This is a genomic window from Rhodococcus sp. NPDC060176 (assembly GCF_042728675.1).
In the GTDB taxonomy this organism is placed as follows: Bacteria; Actinomycetota; Actinomycetes; order Mycobacteriales; family Mycobacteriaceae; genus Rhodococcus_F.
This window is the reverse complement of the sequence record NZ_JBHWYS010000002.1, coordinates 24,152-41,607: the sequence shown is the minus strand read 5'-3', so window position 1 is coordinate 41,607 and position 17,456 is coordinate 24,152. Positions and strand designations below refer to the sequence as shown.

Below are 17,456 nucleotides of genomic sequence, written 5' to 3'. Positions count from 1 at the left end.
CGATTGCCGTGCGGTCAGCTTTCCACAGCGGGGCGCACTATTCGCCGAGGCACCGAAGCCCGAACGACCCCGAGCGTGTCGAGCTGCACTCATCGCCAGGCGAACACCGGCTGTTCGAGGTTGTCGATGCGGGTGTGCCGGCCGTTCAACACCTCGCGGAACTGATAGATGACAGCTCCGGTCGGCGCATGGATCAGGCTCGTTCGGAACGGCCACTGGATCACCGGGTTCGGTGATTCCTCGATGGTGACGAATCGCGAGTCCACGTCGAGCTCCTCCGACGTTACGGCGTACACCTGGGCCACCTCGTCCGGATTGGGTACCAGTCCCCCGACGTCCTCGCCGGACCAGACGACAAAAGGACGGATCACGAATCCCGAACGGGTGACGTAGTCGTCGAGCCGGCCGATGATGTTCGACTCGGGAACTTCGACGCCCAACTCCTCGGACAGTTCCCGAAGCGCTGCTTGTTCGGACGTCTCACCCGGATCGACGCTTCCGCCTGGCAACGCGAACTGACCGGGGTGAGCTCGCATCTTGCTGGGCCGCTTGGTTACCGGAAACACCGGTGTCCCGTCCGCGTTCCGCATGACGACGATGACCACCGACGCAGAACGCCTTCCGTCCAATTCGACCGATCGAGGTTCGAAAGCGGCAAGTGAAGCGACAACGTGGTCCCGATTCAGTAAATCTCCGTTCACCATGGCTCGACAGTAGCGCCATGAGTCCGAGACCCCCAGTCAGTCTGCTCCATTTTGACCGCTTCGCCTGATTATCGGTCGGTATTCCTGTCATGCTGAACTGGCAGAATCCACCGTGCGGCATGGCGAGAAGAGAACCTCGATGGCTGAGCAGTCCCAGACCCCCACCCCGCAGACCGAGGAGAGCGCACCGGGTGCGCCGAATCGGGCCTCTCGCTTTGCTTCCGACGCACTGAGCGTCCTGCGGCGCGTGCCGTTCACTTCGATCGTCGTCCTCACCATCACCGTCGTCGGGATTGCGACCGGCGCTTTGTGGAATCACGTCCGCACCTACTCGTGGTTCGACGACATCGCCTACGGAGTCCCTGCCTTGCAGGAAGGCAAGTGGTGGACACTAGTCACGGGGTGGTTCTTCGGATTGACGCCCGGTCAGTATGTTTCGATCATCATCGTTTTCGCCTTCGCGGTCGGTTGGTGCGAATGGCGCCTGGGAACCAAGAACGCGGCCATCGTCACGATCAGCGGTCAGTTGGCGGGTGAACTGGGTGCATCGCTCCTCCTCTGGGCGGGCAGCCACACCGACTGGGATTGGGCCCGCAACCTCGCCACCCACCGCGACGTCGGTGTGACCACCGCAATCATCGCCGCTCTCGCCGCAACCACGGCAACACTCCGCTCGCCCTGGCGAATGCGAGTGCGCGCCATTCTGTGTGCGTACATTGCGATCGCGTTCCTCTTCGAAGGCCGCCTCGCCGACGTGCAGCACCTCATCGCGGTCGCGATATTCCTGCCGGTGGGCGAGAAGTTCTTCGGCGACGGAGAGCGCGGGTTCATCCCCCGAACGCGACGCGAGATCCGCCTGCTCGGATTCATCGGTCTGCTCCTGATCGGCGTGGTCGAGATCGCCGTCTGGCTGTTCCCCGGAAGCGGACCGTTCGGGCCGACGGAAGCCGAAACCGGTTCCGGCTGGACCGCATTGGTCGACGTGATCATCGTTGCACTGATCGCGGATCAGTTGCGACGAGGACGCCGCTGGGCCTGGTGGGTTGCCGTCGTGTTCGGTTCACTGACGGTTTTGGCCACCGCCCTCGTCCTCGGTTCGGTCATCTTCTTCGACTACGAGAGCGCCGGCGCCGTCACGGTCGGAACCGCGCTGCTCTGGCTTCTCGAACTCATCTTGTTGATCAAGGGCCGTCACGCTTTTCACGTACCGATGCGGCGCAAGATTCGAGGCGGGCCGTTGTCCGGGAACGATCCGCGCGCCGCCGCTCGGGAACTGCTCAAGCAGCACGGCGGCGGAACCATGTCGTGGATGACGACGTGGGACGGCAACAATTACTTCTTCGGCGAGTCGGGTGACAGCGTCGTTGCATTCCAACGGCACGTCGGCGTCGTCGTAGTCCTGGCCGATCCGATCGCGAGCCCCGACCGACTTGCCGCAGCGGTAGACGAATTCACGACGATGTCCGAGGCCAACGGCCTCACCCCCTGCTTGTTCTCCGTGGGGAAGGAGACAGCCGATGCCGCCGCCCGGCGCGGCTGGCGCACCGTTCAGGTCGCCGAGGACACGATCGTCGACCTGCCGGAATTGCAGTTCACCGGCAAGTCTTGGCAGGACATCCGCTCGGCGCTCAACAAGGCCAAGAAGGACGAGATCACCTTTCGGATGACAACACTGGCCGACGAGCCGTTCTCCGTGCTGGCTCAGGTGCGCGCCATCTCCGAGGAATGGGTGGGCGACAAGGGACTACCCGAGATGGGGTTCACCCTCGGAAGCGTCGAGGAGGCGCTCGATCGCGACGTCCGGGTCGGTTTGGCCGTCGACCCGACCGGCAGCATTCACGGCGTCACCTCGTGGTTGCCGGTGTACGGCGAAGGCGGAGTGGTCCAGGGTTGGACACTGGACGTCATGCGTCGACGCCCCGACGGGTTCCGCCCGGTGGTCGAGTTCCTCATCGCATCGTCGGCCCTCGAATTCAAAGAACAAGGTGCCCAATTCGTCTCACTGTCCGGAGCACCACTCGCCCGCAGCGACGACGGCGCCGACGCCGCATCCATGGACCGCCTGCTCGACATGCTCGGAGCCGCGATGGAACCGCTCTACGGCTTCCGGTCTCTTCACGCGTTCAAGAAGAAGTTCAAGCCGAGGTACGAACCCGTTTTCCTGTGCTTCCGCGACGAGGCCGACCTGCCTCGGATCGGAATCGCACTGACGCGTGCCTACCTGCCCGACGCGACGGCTCCTCAGCTGATCAAGCTCGCCACCAGCAAGAGTTGACTCCGTGCGGTCCTGGTTCGAGCACACAGTCGTCGACACCGGCAGGCTCCCACTGTTCTTCCTCCTACTCGCCTTTGTCCTGACGTTCCTGTTCATCCGCTTCAGCGTCCGAATGATCCGGGCCGAGGTCTCGTGGTGGCCCGGCAATGTCACGCCCGGTGGAATGCACATCCACCACATGGTTTTCGGCTTGATGATGATGCTCGTGTCCGGCTTCGCCTTCATCGCTCTGGCCGACTATCACACCCCGATCGCCAACTGTGTTCTCGCGTCGGTCTTCGGTATCGGCAGCGCGTTGGTCCTCGACGAGTACGCACTCGTGCTGCATCTGCGCGATGTCTACTGGGCCGAGGAAGGTCGCTCATCCATCGACGCGGTGTTCGTTGCCATCGCGATCTCGTTCCTTTTCCTTCTCGGAGTCCACCCCATAGGGTTCGCGGGAGAGTTCGACCCGTACGAGCAAGACCGCAGCCTGGCGACGTTGATCAGCGTTGTCGTCGCGATCGTGATCCAACTCGGACTCGCCGTGATCACGTTGATGAAGGGCAAACTCTGGACCGGCCTGATCGGGCTGTTCTTCACCCCACTTCTGTTGGTCGGAGCAATTCGGTTGAGTCGCCCGGGTGCGCCGTGGGCTCGCTCGCGATACCGCGACAAGCCGGCCAAGATGAGCCGGGCAGTCGCCCGTGAACAGCGCTATCGCGAGCCGATGATTCACGCGAAGATCTACGTTCAGGAAACGGTGTCGGGAAGTTTCGGTTCCACTCCCCCGCCCCCACCACCGCTCCCCGTCGTCGACACCACAACCCCCACGTCGAAGGTCGGATTGTCGCGACGGCTCTCGGACATGATCCGCTGGCGCCGAACTCGCCGACGACTACGAACAGTCCCCGTCTGGCGCCTCCCCGTGATCCTCGTTGTCCTGTCCGTCGTCACCGCGAACATCCTCGTGGGGATCGACGGAGATCTCGTCAGCAACGGCGACGTCGGTACCATTTCCGAGGGCGTCGACGCCGGGGCGACTGCGACGTTGCTCAGCGTCATCGCCGGCGGGATGATCACTCTCACCGGTCTGGTGTTCACCGCCATCACTCTCGCCATGCAGTTCGGTGCCTCGCAGATTTCGGTGCGGGTCGTCCCGATGCTCGCGCAGCAGCGAGTGATGCGGTGGTCGATCGGCATGTTTCTGGCGACGTTCGTATTCTCCCTGATCATCGCGCTCGATCTGGCGCTTGATTCGGAAAATTCTTCTCCGACCATCTCCACGGCGATCGCACTACTTCTGGCGTTGGCCAGTGCGATCCTGTTCATCGCGTTGGTGGCGAAAGTCGGGTCGATTCTCAATTCCAGTCGGTTACTGCGTTGGATAGCGGCCCAGGGTCGCAGCGCGACAATCCGCGCCTATCCGTTGTACGAGGACTTACCCTCCGGCGCACCGAAACCCAGTCAGCCGCTCCCCCTCCCCCAACCGCGCGAGTCCGCAAACTCCGAGAACACCGACGCACTGGTGATTCGCCTGCGCCACCTCTCACCCGACGGCCGGATTCTGCTGGCGATCGATCTCGCACGACTGCAGCGGTTGGCCAGCCGCTGGGACGTCTCGGTCGAGGTCGTCCCCAGCATCGGCGAGTTCGTCGCCCAGAACGCGCCCCTCTTCGAGGTTCGCGGCCCGTCGCTGAAGGTTCGTCCGGACACATTGATGTCGTGCCTGATCTTCGGCGACACGCACAGCCCGGTCGTCAGCCCCGGTGCAGCGCTGCAGTCGATCGTGGACATCGCACTCAAGGCGCTCTCACCTGCCATCAACGATCCGGGCCGAGCCGTCCAGGCGCTCGATCACATCGAGGATCTTCTCGTCCTGCTAGCCCCGAGAGTCCGCTTCGACACATCAACCTCGGATCTCACACTGATTCGGGGGCAGCAACGCACGTGGGCTGACTACGTGTCGGTCGCCACCGACGAGATCCGCCACTTCAGCACCAATTCCGCACAGGTCCAGCGGCGTCTACGCGCGGTATTCGCCACCCTGCTGGCGGCCTGCCCGCCGGACCAGCACCCGCCACTACTCGAGCGCGTCGACGCGCTCGATGCGCAGTTGACCCGTGAATGGACCGGTGCGCTCGACCTTCGGCTCGCGAGTGTGGCAGATCCGCAGGGATTGGGTTCCGAAGCCGGGGCAACCGGACGAATTCACCCGCTGATCATCGGATCCTCGGAACTTCCGGACGATCGTTCACCCGGGCAGACCGAGTCGCGTTCCCAGCCAACCTAATTGACTCGCCAAACCGGCAGACCACACCTGGAAGCTGTGTCCACCGTCGACCTCGGCGTACTGGACGTCCATTCCTGCAGCCTTGGCTGCTTCGTAGAGCGTCTGCAGCCCTGGGCGGTAGTCGTTGTCCTGCTTACCGACGACAAACACTCCGGCGCTGTCGGGAAACTTCTTCTCCCGGAGCAGATCCTGCGGATTCACTGCCACGAACGCGGCTTCGTTGCCGCCGAACGCGGCATCGACCGTCTGCTTCCGGTCACCGAGGGTGGGCTCGATCTGACCGGACAGGTCCAGGAAAGTCGGATACACGGCGGGGAAGTTCGTCGCCATCTGGAATGCGCAGGTTCCGCCGTAGGAAAGGCCCCCGATAGCCCACTTCCTCGGGTCGGGATCCACCTGCAGGTTCGCGCGGACCCAGTCGGGAACATCACGCGATAGGTACGTCGCGACGTTTCCGAGTTGGGAATCGACGCAGAGCGGGTTCGCCAGTTCCGATCCGGTCCCGTCAGCTACGACGACGACGGGAGCCAAGCCCGAATGCGCAGCGGCGTAGGCGTCCATCGTCTGGACGAGGCGGCCACCCTGCAGCCAGTCCTCGGGCGCGCCTGGTTGACCGGCAAGCAGTACCAACACCGGCAACTCCGGTCGCGGGTTGGTGAAATACGCGGGCGGTAGGTAGATCTCGGCGTCACGGGCGCTGAATCCGGAAACCGTCCCCGCAATCGTGACCGTGCTGACCTTGCCGGCCGACGGCATGTCCGCCGGCGCCTTCCATTGCGATACCGGAACTGCGCCGTCCTTGCCGTCGTCCAAGTCTGCAAGCGAGACCTGCTCCGCGTCCGAGAGTCCCAGCGCTGTTCCCACAGTCGGGTACGACTGGAACTGCAGATTCACGTGAGCCGCGCTCGACACGACCACCAGCAGTACGGAGACCACGGTGAGCACGCGGCCGTCGATTCGCGTCGCGGCAAAGGTCCTCGAAACACCCAGCAGCACACCCAGAATGCCCAGCCCGATCCACACGTAGACCGGACGGGCAATCGGATCCGGGAACGGATGCCACACCTTCTCGATCAGCCAGTACAGCACCAGGGTTATCCCGATTGCCGCGACGATGCAGACGGGAATCGAAATCAGGACGTGACGCCTCGACCTCGAAAACATGAGCCACAGTAGTGCCAGAATTCCGAGCACCGTCACCACGGGTGGGACGGGGCCCGTGACCAGCGACAGATCCGTGATCTTGTGCACGTCGTCTCCCGTCGCAGCCCTGCCTAGACAATATCCAAGAACAGGACATTTCGGAGCTGATGGCCTCAGATCACCGCGTTCGACGCCTGTGCACGCAGATCCCGGGCCAGGTGATCTCGCCGCTCGAGAACCAGCCTCCGCAGCGACGCGGGCGCACCTTCATTGGCCTGGATCCAGGCATCGACCGCAGAAGTATCTTCGGCTGCCGGAAAGAGCCCGTTCACCAACCGTCGCGCAATCTCGATGCTGCGTTCCGACCACCACTTCCCCAGAGACGAGAAGTACTCGTCCGCATATCCCTCGATCAGTGACGCGTCCGTGCCCGAACGGAATCCGGCGATCGTCGCATCCAGGCGGTCGTTCGAGAGTGCGACATCGGTGGTCGCCGACGCCCAGGCAGCCTCCTTGGTCGCGGCATCGGGAATCGACGCCACAGCGCGGACGTACGCCGTTCGACCCGCCGACGTGCTGTCCTTGCTCAGCTCACCGTCGAAGTCGCTCACACTCGCATGGCCGGTCGCGGACAGGGCGATCCACAATGCCCACCGCAGATCAGGATCGAGAGCCAGTCCGACCGGCCCCGGGCAGGTGCCGTCGAGTATCGACCGCAACTCGTCGGCGCGAGCATCGTTGACCGCTGCAGCGGCCGACAGAGCCCGTGCCCAGGCCAGCTGTCTTCCGGACTCCGGTTCGGCTTCGAACACCGCCTTCCAGGTCGTTTCCAACCAGCCTGCACTTACATTGGGCCGCAAGCTTTTCGGAACGTAGTGAAGAACCGCGTATTGGGCATCGGTCAGGATCGAGCTGAGAATTGCAAGATCTGTCTCAGCGGGAGCGAATCGTTCCACCATGTCGAGGTACCGGAACACCGAGAGCTGCGCATCACGCACCGAGTTCCACAGCGACGACCAGATCACCCCGCGCGCAAGCGGATCGCTCACACGGTCCAGGGATGCCTCGACCGTGGACAGAGATTCCGCGTCCAATCGCACCTTCGCGTACGTGAGGTCTTCGTCGTTGAGCAGTGTGAGCGCTCCGGGCGGAAGATTGACAGACGTCCGGGATTCGGTGATGTCGAGTTCGACGCGTTCGGTGCGAACAAGATCTCCGGACTCGTTGTAGTCGTAGATTCCGACTGCGAGCCGATGCGGCCTCGGGTCCGTCTGGACCACATCGGTTCCGTCGAGCGACAGCGTGGACACCCCGGTGGTCTGCAACCAGATTCGGGCCCATTCGCGCACATCGCGCCCGGAAGTCTCCGCGAGCACATCGAGCAGATCGACCAGCGTGGTGTTCCCGTACGCGTGAGCCTTGAAGTACCGGCGTGCCGCTTCGAAGAACGCGTCACGCCCGACGAACGCCACAAGTTGTTTGAGGACACTGGCACCCTTGGCATAGGTGATTCCGTCGAAGTTCAGCTTCGCGGCTTCGAGATCGACGATGTCGGCGACGATGGGATGCGTGGTCGGCAGCTGATCTTGGAGGTACGCCCACGCCTTCCGCTTGATGGCAAAGGCGACCCAGGCATCGGTGAAGCGAGTGGCTTCGGCGCTGACCAGCGATCCCATGAAATCGGCGAAAGATTCCTTGAGCCACAGGTCGTCCCACCAGACCATGGTCACGAGATCGCCGAACCACATGTGCGCCATTTCGTGCAGGATCGTGTTCGCGCGACGCTGATGCTGCTCGTCGGTTGCGGTGCCGCGGAACACGTATGCCTCGGTGAAGGTCACCAGTCCCGGGTTCTCCATGGCGCCGAGGTTGTACTCGGGGACAAAGATCTGGTCGTACTTGCCGAACGGATACGGATAGTCGAAGTGCTCGGCGTAGAAGTCCAACCCCTGACGGGTGATGTCGAAAACGTTGTCTGCATCGAGGTGTGGAGCCAACGACGCCCGGCACAAAGCGCCCAACTCGACAGTGAGTTCGCCGCGACTCCACGACGAGGCCACACGGTGATACGGCCCGGCCGCGATCGCGGTGATGTAGGTCGAGATCGGCAGCGTCGGGGCGAAAGTGACGCGTTGTGCACCGTCCACGGAGAGGGTCTGGGTCGCGGGCTGATTCGACAGGACTTCCCAGCCGTCAGGTGCTGTCACCTCGAACGTGAAGGGCACCTTGAGGTCCGGCTGCTCGAAGCAGGCGAAAACACGTCTGGCGTCGGCGGGCTCGTACTGCGTGTACAGATACGTCTGATCGTCGGCGTCGTCGACGAATCGGTGCAGCCCTTCGCCGGAACGGCTGTAGTGGCCGTGAGCTGCCACGCGAACGACGTTCGATCCGCCGAGTCCGCGCAGCACAATCCGGGATCCGTCGTACTCCACCGGAATCGACGCACCGTCGACCTCTACGGAATCGACTGCAGCACCGATGAAGTCGAGCCACGTGGACTCCGCCGACGACGTCAGATCAATTGTCGCGACGGTCGAAAAGGTCTTCGACGCGGAGTCCGCCGCCGATCGCAGATCCAACTCCACCCGGTACCCGGTGACGTCAATGATTCGAGATCGTTCGGCGACTTCGCTTCGATTCAGGTTCGCAGTACTCACGCACTCGATCCTGCCAGGCCGCGCACGGCGATGTGAGCCGCAGTGTGTCTATCCCTTGAACGCGCCCTGCCAGACGGTGTCGAACGGCGTGTGTGCCGAGACGCGGCCTTCGATGCCCGCCGTGACGAACTTCTTCGCCAGAGCGACGGCTTCTCCCACGTCGGCGCCCTTTGCCAGTTCGGCGGTCACCGCGGCGGCCAGCGTGCAACCGGCGCCCGAGACGCGCTCTTCGCCGACCTTGGGGGCAGAGAGAACCGTCACGTCGGTCCCGTCGAACAACACGTCGACAGCGTCGCCACCGGCGAGTTCGACCCCGCCCTTTGCGAGCACGTACTTGGGTCCCAGGTCATGGATACGACGTGCGGCATCGATGAGGTCGTCGACGCTCTCGATGCTGTCCATTCCGGCGAGGGTGCGTGCCTCGAAGAGGTTGGGTGTGACGACAGTGGCGAGCGGCAGGATCGAATCACGAAGTGCCGTATCGGTATCGAGAGCCGCACCGGGCTCCTGGCCCTTGCAGATCAGGACCGGGTCGAGGACGACGTGGCGCCAGGGCTGCCGACGCAATCCCTCTGCCACAACCTCGATGGTGGCGGGCGTGCCCAACATGCCGATCTTGACGACGTCCAGATCGTGAGCCGCAGTGGCAGCCTCGATCTGATCAGCGATCACGTCAGGAGCGATGGGCACGAAGCGATGACCCCAGTTGTTCTTGGGATCGAACGAGACGATGCACGTGGTGGTCGCTACGCCGTAGACGTCCAATGCCTGGAACGTCTTCAGGTCGACCTGCAGGCCGGCACCGCCAGTCGCTTCGGACCCAGCGATGACATAGGCGAGGTCAACCACAGCACAATCTCCTTCTTCGGACTTTCGAAACGCGCGTGGATGGCCACGAACGCGGGGCCCAGTTTATCAACCGGCCCGACGTCGAGTTTTCGCCTATGCGGCCACCGGGGTCCCCCACGCGACGTCGTTGTCCTCGTACCCGAACGGCGGACCGACGAATTCGCCACCACAGGTGATCAGAGCGATGGTCTCGGGTCCGTCGAGAGTGTTCAATCGCTCGACCGGCAGCTCGCCGTCCTTGCCGTAGTGATCGACCGCATCGATGCGGTAGTTCCAGACCTGTCCCCCGGCGCCCGTCACGGTCACGATCGAGCCGATGTCCAAGGTGGAGAACTTCTTCCCGAAACCGTCGCCTTGATAGATATCGTTGATGTGGCCGGTGATCACCACGGTGCCCGCGCCGGAGCCGGGAAAGGCCGAGTCCGCCCACCATCCGATCTCGTTGACGTCCTCGGGCGGAACGAGCGAGCCGTCCGTCGTCGTTTTGATCGGCAGGATGTCAGCGGTGCTGTCGCCTATGCGCAGCGTGCTCGGGACATCCGGACTGTCGACTGAGGCGCGAACTGCCGGCGGCAAATCTTCCTGGCCGGTCGCGAGGACTCGAGTCGGCGAGTTCCCGTCGTCGGAACATCCGCCGACCAGGAACATCGTTGCCACTGCCGCAGCGACGCATGTCCGACGGATCACAGATCCGTGTGTCGCTGTCACGGACGAGAAGTCGGGCCGGACGGGACCTGGGAAATCGGAACGCGGTTTCCGACGTCGCGACCGGGAAGCGCGCCTCCGTTGTCCCCGACGCCCCCGCCGGAACCGTTGTCGCCGTCACCACCGCCGTTCCCGCCACCACCTGGGCCTGGACCGGGGCCGGGGCCGGGACATTCACCTCCCGGATCGGTAGTGTCGCCGCTCAAAACGATCTTGACCGCAGAGAGGTTGACTGTCCGATTCTGGGCTACCTGACCCGGAGTGGCGACATCGAAGGCGAGCTTGGCACGTACGGGGATGACCGAACCGTCGTCAGCGTCGGTGACCGTTGACCCTGACCGGCCGAGATCTTGGGTCAACGTCATTCTGGAGATCAAATCCTGATCTCCGGTCAAGCCGGCGCCGTCGATCCGAAGCGTGCCTCGGACGGGACTTCCGTGGGCTCTGATCGTCACCGACGCGCGAAACTCGAGGATGTCTCCGGGCACGGTTCGCCATGCCTCGATCGAGTTGATTTTCGTTCCCGGTGAACCAGTCGAGATGTCGTACCAACCGTCGATCACGGCCGGATCGAGTGACATCGAATTTTCGTTGATTTCCGAGTTGCACGCGCGGGTGAGCGCGACGGGGGCAGCCGATCCCACCGCGGGGAGTGCTGTCGACACAACGGTCGCCAAGACGAAGGCCGTCGCGGTGATGCCCGCGGTACGCCTGCCGAAGATCGTCATTCTCTCGCTACTCTTTTCCGCGGACCGTAGCTTCCGGTCAATTCAGTCAAAATACCAGTACAGCTGGACAAATAGGTCGAATTCCGTGCCGAATTATTCTTGTTTTCTGTGAACTTCGGTTACGAGCAATTCCTCCGCACACGCGTTCCGGCAAGGGATACATCGCATCCACAGGGGCCAGAAGTTACATTTCACCCGCACGTCGGAGCAGGACGCACTGATTTCTCACCGCATTGGACAGGTATTTCCGTTTCATAGCGGTCAGCCGGTGGAACAACGATCACTACAACGAGCGTGCCGGGCACGTGTCCGGTCGCCCCCACCGAATCAAGGGAAACCGTCATGTCGGATACAACGTCAGTCAAGCAGGGTTTCGCGGTAGGAACATCGATCGGGGCAGCCGTCATCTTGGTGACGGTCGGCATCGTGCAGTTCTTCCAGGGACTCGCTGCCGTCGCCGAAAACGAAGTGTTCGTAGTCGGGATCGACTACGTCTATCAATTCGACCTGACGACGTGGGGTTGGATCCATCTCGTGCTGGGCGCGCTCGTCGCTCTCGTCGGGCTCGCACTGTTCACCGGAGCGGCCTGGGCGCGAGTGTCGGCCGTCGTGATCTGCGCGATCTCGATCATCGCGAACTTTTTGTGGCTGCCGTACTACCCCTGGTGGTCGACTCTCATCATCGCGCTGAACATCGTCGTGATCTGGGCGGTGTCGACGTGGAAGCCAAGCCATTCGACAAACGCCGCGGCGCACACATCGTCAACGCCGACTCGATCTGCTTGAGTTGAAAGTATGTGCAGGTGGATGGCGTATTCGGGAGAACCGATACTCGCCCATGACTTGCTGTTCCGACCACAGCACTCGCTGATCGACCAGAGCCTGCATTCTCAACTCGGGGCCACGACGACAAATGGCGACGGCTTCGGAATCGGCTGGTACGGGGAAGGCCCACAACCGGCAGTGTTCAAGAGCATCGAACCCGCGTGGAACGACTCGAACCTGCGCGAAGTCACCTCTCAACTGCGGACCCCTCTGCTGTTCGCTCACATCCGCGCCTCGACGGGAACTGCAGTGCTGCGCAGCAACTGTCACCCGTTCCGGCACCGGCAATGGTTGTGGATGCACAACGGTTCACTACACGGATTCCACGACATGAAACGGGAATTGGTGACTGCCATTGATCCGTCGCTCTTTCCGGATCTCGAAGGATCGACGGACTCGGAAACTCTGTTCTTCCTCGCGCTGACGTTCGGCCTGACCGACGATCCGTTCGAAGGTGTCGCGAGGGCCGTCGGATTCGTCGAGCACACGGCTCGCTCTCAGGGAATCGACAATCCGGTTCAGATGACCGTCGCGACGTCGGATGGCATCTCCACCTGGATCTTTCGCTATTCCAGCGAGCACCAGTCGAGGTCGTTGTTCTTCTCCACCGAGATTTCCACGCTGCGCAAGCTCCATCCAGAGGTGGAAGCACTGCACCATCTGAGCGAGGAGACCCGAATCGTCGTCTCCGAGCCTCTGCGCGACCTTCCTGGCGCCTGGAACGAGGTTCCCGAATCCGCCGCAGGCGTCATCCGGCCCGGACGGGACGAGATGCGGACCTTTGTGCCGATCCCACCAGCCTGAGTGGGTCATGCAACCAAGCATAGCTGTGAAATAGCTTGCATTCGAAGCGCTTTCACGAAAACTGAGAAAACGGAAACTCGGCACACTAGTCACGCGAGAGGATGAGCCGGAAAGCCAAGCGAGCCTTCTCCGTATCCGGAGTGCCACCGGTGAGCAAATCGTTGTAGATGAACGACTCACCCACGCGAACCAGCAGATATGCCATGTCCTCGACGGGCAGGTCGGGCCGAATCTGCTCTGGTATTTCAGCCTCGATCAGCCTTCGCACGGATTCGACCATCGTGCCCTGAATCGGCCCCAGTCCAGTTGTGAGTATGCACAACGCCTTTTGCGGTTCGCGAGTCAAATACGTCCGGAAGAATTCGGTCTCGATTGTCGCCCGTGCATGGTAAGTGAGGACGTCGACAACCCTTGACGCTCCGCTTCCACTGCACTCCTCGAGGCCCATCCGCCATGTTCGGCGCGCCAGCGAATCGAGCACGTCACCGGTAATTGTGTCGCGATTCCCTGCACGCCGGAACAACGTGGTCCGATCCACCCCCAACTCGGTAGCCAAAGCGTTCACATCGAGCGGTTTTCCGGCTGCGAACTGTCGGCGGGCAGCACTCAACGCTTCCGCGCGGATGTCACGTGTCTCGGCCATGGAGTGAATGTATCGCTGACGACGTGCTGGTCGGTAGCCGGAGAGGATCAGCCGGCGCCATCGACGGCAATCGTTGCAACATTCATTGACTTTGTTGCAGGTGAGTGTTTATGGTTCCCCGGTACGTGATTCCAGTCACAACAGTTCAGTTGTTTACGGAGGAATGCGATGAACGATCACACGTGGACGACCCGACGATGAGCCCACTTCTGCAAGTACGAGACCTCACGGTTGACATTGGGACAGAATCGATTTCGAACAGACTCCTCGACCGAGTGAGCTTCGAGTTGGGGCCGGGCGAAATCACCGGCCTCGTAGGCGAGAGCGGGAGCGGAAAGACACTGACCGGACTCGCTCTGCTCGGTCTCTTGCCCCGTACGGCAACAACCAGCGGAAGCATCCGTTTCGAAGGACAGGAACTTGTGGGTCTGCCCGCCGCCGAGTTGAGGAAAATACGCGGTCGCGACGTCAGTATGGTCTTCCAGGACCCGAGCTCGGCTCTCAATCCCTCCGTCAGCATCGGTCGCCAGATCGTCGATGTGTTGAAGGCCCACCGCGACATCACGAAAGTCGATGCGGAGGACGTAGCTACAGATCTTCTCCACCAGGTCGGTCTGGCCGACCCGAGCAGAACCTTGAAGTCGTACGGGTACGAGCTTTCTGGCGGGATGTGTCAGCGGGTGATGATCGCGATGGCCCTGGCATGCGGTCCGAAGTTGCTGATCGCGGACGAACCGACAACAGCGCTCGACGTCACCATCCAAGCTCAGATCGTCGATCTCCTTCGAGAACTGGCCGAACAGCGCGATCTTGCCGTGTTGCTGATCAGTCACGACCTCGCGGTTGTCGCCGAGGTCGCGGATCGAGTCATCACCATGTTTCGCGGCGAGATCGTCGACGTCGCGCCGCGAGACGTGCTGCTTCGCCAGCCCGCGCATCCCTACACGTTCAGCCTTCTCGAGGCCGCACGCTCGACATTCGAAGAAATCTCCTCCCAATCACCCAAGGCGCGAGGCGATTTCACGACCAAAGCCCTTGCTCACAGCGTCGGTTGCCGATACGTCGCCCGGTGCAACTACTCCGAGGAACTCTGCATATCCGATCATCCACTTCTGATCGGGTCATCGGAATCGGCAACAAGATGTCACCGCAGTTCCGACCTCGAGTTACTCGGACTGGTGAGCTGATGAGCAACACCGACATCATCGTCGATGTTCGGAATCTGGCCGTCGAGTACGGAAGAGGCCGAAAAACTCTTCGAGCAGTCGATGACGTCAGCTTCTCGGTGCAGAGGGGTGAAACCCTTGCAATCATCGGCGAATCAGGGTCAGGAAAGTCGTCGACAGCTCACGCCCTCGCGGGTCTGGTGGCTACGGCCGCAGGCTCCATCACGATGAATCTCGACGACCCGGCGTTCGGGAAGGGCGGATCTTCCCATCTCATTTTTCAAAACCCTACGTCGGCCTTGAACAATCGGATGACCTCATGGGCTTGCGTAGCTGAGCCGATGGTGCCAGGGCGTCTGCGCATCCCACAGTCCTTGCGGCCGAAAGCCGTCGAGCTGTTGCGTCGGGTCGGTCTCGGCGCCGAGCTTGCCGACCGCCTCCCGACCCAGCTCTCCGGCGGCCAACGCCAACGCGTGACCATCGCTCGTGCACTTGCCTCCAAGGCGCCACTGATCCTCTGCGACGAACCTGTTGCCTCCCTGGATGTTTCGCTTCAGGAAGAGGTGCTGCAACTTCTTGCCGATCTCCGAGAAGAACATGACCTCACGTACATCTTCATTTCGCACGATTTGGGTTCGGTGGCCCGAATCGCCGATCGCGTCGCGGTGATGTACCTCGGCCGAATCGTCGAGATCGGACCGGTTGCCACGGTCCTGAGGACTCCATCTCACCCCTACACGCAGGCACTTCTCGCCGCGGCCCCGCACATCGAACTCGAGCGGCGCAGTCGTCGGAAAGCATTGGTGCGGGGCGAGTTACCCGACCCACGGAATCCACCCTCGGGCTGTCGATTCCGCACCCGCTGCCCGTTTGCGATGGAGCGCTGTGCGTCGGAAGCGCCGTCACTTCGCGCGGCCTCGAATTCCGCACACAGCTCCGCCTGCCATCTATCGTCCCCGGCCACATCGACCGGAATCTCCAACCCGCCGCGGTAAATGCGTGCCGCGTCAGTCTCCCCATTCCGAGAAGACCAAAGCGAAAGTCCACCATATGAATCGACGTCTGTCTTTGCGATCCCGATATCCGATCACACGCTTCCAGAATCATGGGAAAAGTGACCCGCGTGTGCTGGTAGCTGCCGTCGCACTTTCTGCTCTCGTGCTCAGCGGCTGTTCGAGCAGCGCCACCGGTACCGCCGGCAGTACCGGACCTGCCGATCCGAACGCCGAACTCAAGGTCGCGACATCGCACGTTCCAGCTTCACTCGACCCGTGTGCGGGAAACATCGGATACGACATCGACTACTTACAGTTGATGTATGCACCACTGATCGATGCTGAACCTGCCACCCAGAAACTGCGGCCCGGAATCGCCAGCGAGTGGGGTTTCTCCGGACCGGACAACCTCACGTTCGAGATGACGTTGCAGAACGGCTTGACCTTTCACGACGGTACAACTCTCGATGCAGCAGCAGTCAAGGCAAGCATGGAACACTGTTTGAGTCTCGGAATCGTTTCCGTCCCGACGATCAAGAGCATCGAAGCAACGTCCCCAGATCACATCACGATCTCGTTGAGTTCACCTACCTCCGGCTTACCAGGCTGGCTCAACGGCAGATTGGGAATGGTGGTCTCCCCCACTGCGCTGGCAGCAACAGGGGCAGACTTCGCCAACAAGCCTGTAGGCGCAGGGCCGTACACATTCACCAGCGCAGTCCCGAACAGTTCATACACATTCAGTCGATTCGACGACTACAAACCGGCGGGTCCACCCAGCCCTCAGCTCGCCAAGATCCAGATCCAGGTGATCTCCAATCCCACAGCGCTGACAAATGCCCTGACATCGAACGCTGCGGATTTTGCATACGGGCTCACACCGTCGAGTGCTCCGATCCTCGAACGCAACCCCAACCTGAACGTCAGTCACGACCCGAGACTCGGAGTTGCGCTCGTCGTGATCAACAACAAGAACCCCGTGGTCAACGATGTCCGCGTTCGTCTGGCGATGCAATACGCGCTCGACCGCAAGGCAATTGCGCGAGCCGCACTGGACAGCACGGAAGGAACTGCGGCGTTCGGTCAATATCCTCCCGGTTCGCAGTTCTACGACGAGCAAACCGAAGACGCATGGCCGTACGACCCGGAGAAGGCCAAATCGCTGCTAGCGGAGGCGGGGTATCCGAACGGGGTCACCGTGCGCGGACTAGCAGGCAACCTACCGCCGTACTCGACCAACGCGGTCCTTGTCGGAGAACAATGGGAGAAGGTCGGCATCAAGGTCGACTTCGTCGAAATGAGTGGACCTCAGGCGATTACGGAGTTCGTCGCACACAACAGCGCGGACGTCTTCAGCGTGGGATGGCCCACGCGAGCATCCGCACCGCTCAATTTCGAAGCCTCTCTGGGTTCGCGATCGTACTTCCGGCAAAATTCCGTCCCCAACGAGGAGTTGGAGAAGCTAATCGCACTGCTGAACAACACGTATGACGAAACCGCTCAGCTCGACATCGTCAAACAGATCAATCAAGTCGTGATCAAGTCCGCTGAGTACGTACCGTTGTACTTCACTCCCGACGTGGTCGCTTACACGAAGAACGTCCACGGGGCCGTTCCTGCTCTGAACGGATCCCCCAATCTCACATACCTCTCGAAGTCATGACAGCGACCGTCGTATCACACGAGAATT

Annotated in this window: 14 protein-coding genes; 7 read left to right on the top strand and 7 right to left on the bottom strand. The window is 61.9% G+C overall.

All coding sequences use genetic code 11. The features are described 5' to 3' along the window. Positions 1-89 precede the first annotated feature (89 nt). Complete coding sequence (locus ACFWEM_RS08670; RefSeq protein WP_378532870.1) at positions 90-704, bottom strand: NUDIX hydrolase; 615 nt, start codon at positions 702-704, stop codon at positions 90-92. A gap of 139 nt (positions 705-843) precedes the next feature. Here ACFWEM_RS08670 and ACFWEM_RS08665 point away from each other — a divergent pair, with 139 nt between their 5' ends. Together ACFWEM_RS08665 and ACFWEM_RS08660 are read left to right on the top strand one after the other, a co-directional pair. Continuing rightward, positions 844-2,979, top strand: a complete 2,136-nt coding sequence (locus tag ACFWEM_RS08665; protein WP_378532868.1) for a bifunctional lysylphosphatidylglycerol flippase/synthetase MprF — start codon at positions 844-846, stop codon at positions 2,977-2,979. Between the two features lie 4 nt (positions 2,980-2,983). After that, positions 2,984-5,251 carry a DUF2254 family protein gene (locus ACFWEM_RS08660; protein WP_378532867.1) on the top strand — a complete coding sequence of 756 codons (2,268 nt, stop codon included), beginning with the start codon at positions 2,984-2,986 and terminating at the stop codon, positions 5,249-5,251. Here the strand turns inward: ACFWEM_RS08660 and ACFWEM_RS08655 are convergent. The 5 genes from ACFWEM_RS08655 to ACFWEM_RS08635 all read right to left on the bottom strand — a co-directional run bounded on the left by ACFWEM_RS08655 (position 5,213) and on the right by ACFWEM_RS08635 (position 11,333). Then, positions 5,213-6,502 carry an alpha/beta hydrolase gene (locus ACFWEM_RS08655; protein ID WP_378532865.1) on the bottom strand — a complete coding sequence of 430 codons (1,290 nt, stop codon included), beginning with the start codon at positions 6,500-6,502 and terminating at the stop codon, positions 5,213-5,215. The genes ACFWEM_RS08660 and ACFWEM_RS08655 overlap by 39 nt on opposite strands. A gap of 65 nt (positions 6,503-6,567) precedes the next feature. Beyond that, entirely contained in the window at positions 6,568-9,051 is a 2,484-nt protein-coding gene (pepN, locus tag ACFWEM_RS08650; RefSeq protein WP_378532863.1) for an aminopeptidase N, read from the bottom strand. A 48-nt stretch (positions 9,052-9,099) separates the two neighbouring features. Beyond that, positions 9,100-9,900 (bottom strand): bifunctional hydroxymethylpyrimidine kinase/phosphomethylpyrimidine kinase, encoded by an 801-nt coding sequence (gene thiD, locus ACFWEM_RS08645; protein ID WP_378532861.1) that lies wholly within the window; start codon positions 9,898-9,900, stop codon positions 9,100-9,102. A gap of 93 nt (positions 9,901-9,993) precedes the next feature. Further along, on the bottom strand, positions 9,994-10,608 hold the full coding sequence (locus ACFWEM_RS08640; RefSeq protein ID WP_378532859.1) for a class F sortase: 615 nt from the start codon (positions 10,606-10,608) through the stop codon (positions 9,994-9,996). Continuing rightward, positions 10,605-11,333, bottom strand: coding sequence for a hypothetical protein (locus ACFWEM_RS08635; RefSeq protein ID WP_378532858.1), 729 nt, complete (start codon positions 11,331-11,333; stop codon positions 10,605-10,607). Before ACFWEM_RS08635 ends, ACFWEM_RS08640 begins: the two co-directional genes overlap by 4 nt. A 342-nt stretch (positions 11,334-11,675) precedes the next feature. Between ACFWEM_RS08635 and ACFWEM_RS08630 the strand changes: the two genes are divergently transcribed. After that, the gene (locus tag ACFWEM_RS08630; protein WP_378532856.1) at positions 11,676-12,119 is read left to right on the top strand and encodes a hypothetical protein; all 444 of its coding nucleotides are present in this window, start codon (positions 11,676-11,678) and stop codon (positions 12,117-12,119) included. 21 nt (positions 12,120-12,140) lie between these two features. Further along, complete coding sequence (locus ACFWEM_RS08625; RefSeq protein WP_378532854.1) at positions 12,141-12,962, top strand: class II glutamine amidotransferase; 822 nt, start codon at positions 12,141-12,143, stop codon at positions 12,960-12,962. Between the two features lie 85 nt (positions 12,963-13,047). Here the strand turns inward: ACFWEM_RS08625 and ACFWEM_RS08620 are convergent, their stop codons facing one another. Continuing rightward, complete coding sequence (locus ACFWEM_RS08620) at positions 13,048-13,605, bottom strand: QsdR family transcriptional regulator (protein ID WP_378532852.1); 558 nt, start codon at positions 13,603-13,605, stop codon at positions 13,048-13,050. Between the two features lie 275 nt (positions 13,606-13,880). Between ACFWEM_RS08620 and ACFWEM_RS08615 the strand changes: the two genes are divergently transcribed. The 3 genes from ACFWEM_RS08615 to ACFWEM_RS08605 all read left to right on the top strand — a co-directional run bounded on the left by ACFWEM_RS08615 (position 13,881) and on the right by ACFWEM_RS08605 (position 17,429). Next, a complete protein-coding gene (locus tag ACFWEM_RS08615) occupies positions 13,881-14,792 on the top strand; it encodes an ABC transporter ATP-binding protein (protein ID WP_378532850.1) in 912 nt (303 codons plus the stop codon). Beyond that, positions 14,792-15,766 carry an oligopeptide/dipeptide ABC transporter ATP-binding protein gene (locus ACFWEM_RS08610; RefSeq protein WP_378532848.1) on the top strand — a complete coding sequence of 325 codons (975 nt, stop codon included), beginning with the start codon at positions 14,792-14,794 and terminating at the stop codon, positions 15,764-15,766. The genes ACFWEM_RS08615 and ACFWEM_RS08610 overlap by 1 nt, the downstream gene beginning before the upstream one ends. A gap of 130 nt (positions 15,767-15,896) precedes the next feature. Then, positions 15,897-17,429 carry an ABC transporter substrate-binding protein gene (locus ACFWEM_RS08605; RefSeq protein WP_378532846.1) on the top strand — a complete coding sequence of 511 codons (1,533 nt, stop codon included), beginning with the start codon at positions 15,897-15,899 and terminating at the stop codon, positions 17,427-17,429. The last annotated feature ends 27 nt before the right edge of the window (positions 17,430-17,456 follow it).

Coding starts and splice junctions, on each gene's coding strand:
- ACFWEM_RS08670 (WP_378532870.1), bottom strand. CDS start 704: ATGGTGAACGGAGATTTACTGAATCGGGACCACGTTGTCGCTTCACTT.
- ACFWEM_RS08665 (WP_378532868.1), top strand. CDS start 844: ATGGCTGAGCAGTCCCAGACCCCCACCCCGCAGACCGAGGAGAGCGCA.
- ACFWEM_RS08635 (WP_378532858.1), bottom strand. CDS start 11,333: ATGACGATCTTCGGCAGGCGTACCGCGGGCATCACCGCGACGGCCTTC.
- ACFWEM_RS08630 (WP_378532856.1), top strand. CDS start 11,676: ATGTCGGATACAACGTCAGTCAAGCAGGGTTTCGCGGTAGGAACATCG.
- ACFWEM_RS08625 (WP_378532854.1), top strand. CDS start 12,141: ATGGCGTATTCGGGAGAACCGATACTCGCCCATGACTTGCTGTTCCGA.
- ACFWEM_RS08620 (WP_378532852.1), bottom strand. CDS start 13,605: ATGGCCGAGACACGTGACATCCGCGCGGAAGCGTTGAGTGCTGCCCGC.
- ACFWEM_RS08610 (WP_378532848.1), top strand. CDS start 14,792: ATGAGCAACACCGACATCATCGTCGATGTTCGGAATCTGGCCGTCGAG.